Below are 2525 nucleotides of genomic sequence, written 5' to 3'. Positions count from 1 at the left end.
GCCACGGGAATCCTCGATGTCCAGCCGGATCGCGTCCAGCTCAACGCCCAGATTCTCGATGTCGGCGTCGGTTAGGTGAGTGAAGGCCGGAACGTCAGTAATCGCGATTGTTCATCCCTTTCGTCGGGCTTGTTTCGGGCTGATATGTCGGGTGTCAACGTTCATCGGTGACGAAGATTCGCAAAGCCACCGCCTCCGCCGGGTCAAGGCACCGAAAAGCGCCTAATCGACTGGCGGGGCTGCTATCTCGGTGAATTGATGCGACGAAGGCTGGGAGTTACCCCGGCTGGTCAATAGTAGTGGCGGCGGCCGCCGACGGCGTGTCCCGTCCTTCCCGCGGCCATCAGTACCACGCCGATGATGACCAGGACGACCCCGATGGGCACCAAGGGCAGGTTGGTGTGGAGGACGAATCCGGCGATGATGAGGATGACGCCGAGAACGATCATGACGTTTACCTAGTTTCTGTGCGGATGCTTTGGAGGAGGGTTTCCCGGGTCAATGATTGAACCCGTCATTTAGCTTGGCCCACCGCCGGTTTGGTTCCCCGGCTGATCGGCGCATCCCCTCGGTGCGCGGGGCGGGATATACGGAGTCGGTGGTCCTTCGAATTCCGGGCTAACCAAGAACGCGAGAGCATGTCTCGAATGCAACGGATAGATGTCGAAATGTTCGGCGCGAGCGGATGCTCATCGAGTTCAGCGGCGTTACAGTCAAACTCTTTCCGGACTGGCTGAAGGTCTCAGCGACAACAACGTTACACCTGTTGGGTACCCCCGGCCACACGTCCTGATTTGACAAGGACAGCGATGCTGATGGGCATGTCACCGACCCGTGCCGACCTGATGGGTCGGGCTCAGATCGCGTCGCGTCGGGCGCGGGCGCGGCGCACGGCTTCGTCGACGATGTGTTGCGCCACCTCAGCCAATTTGCGGTGTTCGGCTTGGCTGATCGCGCGCAGCTGAGTGAAGGCCTCCTCGGCGGTGCGCCCGCTGCGTCCCCGGATCAGGCCGATCGCCTGATCGATCACCGGGCGCGTCGACAGAGCCTTCTGCAACTGGGCGGTCAGCGCCATCGCGTGCGCGAGGACCTGGGCGTTGTGCACCGCCACCGCCGCGGGTTTGGCGAACAGTTCCCCGAGTGCGGCGGCGTGCTCATCGAAGACATCTTTGTCGTGGGCATAGACATTAATCGCGCCGATCACCTGATCCGACAGCAGCAGCGGCAGCGACAGCGCACTGTGCACGCCCAGGCGGCCGACTCGCGGACCGAACCGCGGCCACATCTTCTCCCCACCCAACTACCCAGACCGCACCGTCCGCCGCTCGAGTGCCGCGGTGATGCAGGGTCCCTCCTTGAGGGTCACGTACTGAATCTTGTCGATCTCGGCGACAAACGAGGCACTGGCCGCCAACGCCTCCACCATGTTGTCCACCCGGTCCATCCGCAACAAGGTCACCCCGGCACCGTCGGCGCCCGGTATCGCGTGCACCGCGAACGTTGACACCTCGGTCAGCAACTCAGGCAACCCCAGACTGCCCGCCACCAAGCCCGCTAGGTCGTCGATCCCGGCCCGCAAGTCAGCGGCATCAGCGCTAGCTTGCTGCGCGCTCAGCGGACCCAACGGTAAGCCGTCGGCGTCCTCGCTGAATTGCGTCATACCTGCGCTCAATAGTCTTGGTGGAGCTGGGAATCGACAGCGAAGCCCAGCTCCTACCCGTGGCGCACGCGTCACGAGATGGTTGTCAAGACGATGGTACGCCGACAGCGGCGGCGCAGAAGTAGATCATTGGCGCGGCATGGAGTTTCCGTGGTTAGGGACTGTGCCACCGCAGGGAGCTCTACGGCCGCCAGGACTTCGTGGCTTCCCGTCTGGATCAACCCCAGAATCGGCTCATCTTCGGTTACTTTTCGTTGCCCTGTACGTCGGTCCACGCGCCCGCCGCGTAGCTATGTGGCCCTTTGGCGCCGCACCGGATGACGTCGAGCGTCCTGTTGTTGTGCTTGACGTACGCGTCACCGAACCGCATATATATTTGTCGGTTGCGGCGTCTCGTAGTGTCACGGTAACTGTCCTGGTTCAAACCTCCAGATGCGCCACCAAAATGCCGGCAGGGATCGTGGGTGATTAGCCGCGTGTGAATCAGTGAATGGATGTGCACATGAATCGGGGAAGCCGCGTCATGGGACCTTTGCGGGTCTGTACTCAGCGCACCTTCTCGGGAATCGAATTCAATGCGTCCAGAACATGTTCCGCCAGTTCGCTCGCCGCCTTGTCTTCGAGCTGGGAATGAGACCTGATGGTGTCCCTCACCAGTTCGAGACGTTGGACATAGGGAGAGCGGAACGTCGTTGGTGAAGCCATCATATTTTCCTTTTCAGTCGAGCATCTTCGCTCGCAACCGAGCTGCCCGATACCTACGACGTTACGCCGCTTTTCGTCACTGGGGGTGAGTACGGACACGCGGTAGTCCATTAGGTCCCAGAGGCACTCAGCCAATCGACACCAGTTGGTCGATCGAACC

At 61.4% G+C, this 2525-nt stretch carries 5 protein-coding genes; all 5 read right to left on the bottom strand.

Annotated features, from left to right (window positions below; all coding sequences use genetic code 11):
* Window positions 1-108, bottom strand: a 108-nt coding sequence (locus WAN71_RS23800; RefSeq protein ID WP_422227690.1) for a hypothetical protein, incomplete at its 3' end; no start/stop codon positions are given.
* Between the two features lie 182 nt (window positions 109-290).
* The gene (locus WAN71_RS23795) at window positions 291-449 is read right to left on the bottom strand and encodes a DUF6131 family protein (protein ID WP_422227689.1); all 159 of its coding nucleotides are present in this window, start codon (window positions 447-449) and stop codon (window positions 291-293) included.
* A gap of 407 nt (window positions 450-856) precedes the next feature.
* On the bottom strand, window positions 857-1285 hold the full coding sequence (locus tag WAN71_RS23790; protein ID WP_422227688.1) for an ANTAR domain-containing protein: 429 nt from the start codon (window positions 1283-1285) through the stop codon (window positions 857-859).
* Between the two features lie 15 nt (window positions 1286-1300).
* A complete protein-coding gene (locus tag WAN71_RS23785) occupies window positions 1301-1660 on the bottom strand; it encodes a hypothetical protein (protein ID WP_422227687.1) in 360 nt (119 codons plus the stop codon).
* Window positions 1661-2206: 546 nt separating this feature from the next.
* Window positions 2207-2525, bottom strand: a 319-nt coding sequence (locus WAN71_RS23780; protein ID WP_422227686.1) for a DUF6307 family protein, incomplete at its 5' end; no start/stop codon positions are given.

Origin of the sequence: Mycobacterium sp. (genome assembly GCF_049280035.1) — a bacterium.
Classification (GTDB): domain Bacteria; phylum Actinomycetota; class Actinomycetes; order Mycobacteriales; family Mycobacteriaceae; genus Mycobacterium.
The sequence above is the reverse complement of the archived record's forward strand: the minus strand, read 5'-3'. Positions and strand labels throughout refer to the sequence as shown.

Excerpts from the sequence above, each read along its gene's own strand:
- WAN71_RS23795 (WP_422227689.1), bottom strand. The coding sequence starts at position 449 with ATGATCGTTCTCGGCGTCATCCTCATCATCGCCGGATTCGTCCTCCAC.
- WAN71_RS23785 (WP_422227687.1), bottom strand. The coding sequence starts at position 1,660 with ATGACGCAATTCAGCGAGGACGCCGACGGCTTACCGTTGGGTCCGCTG.
- WAN71_RS23790 (WP_422227688.1), bottom strand. The coding sequence starts at position 1,285 with ATGTGGCCGCGGTTCGGTCCGCGAGTCGGCCGCCTGGGCGTGCACAGT.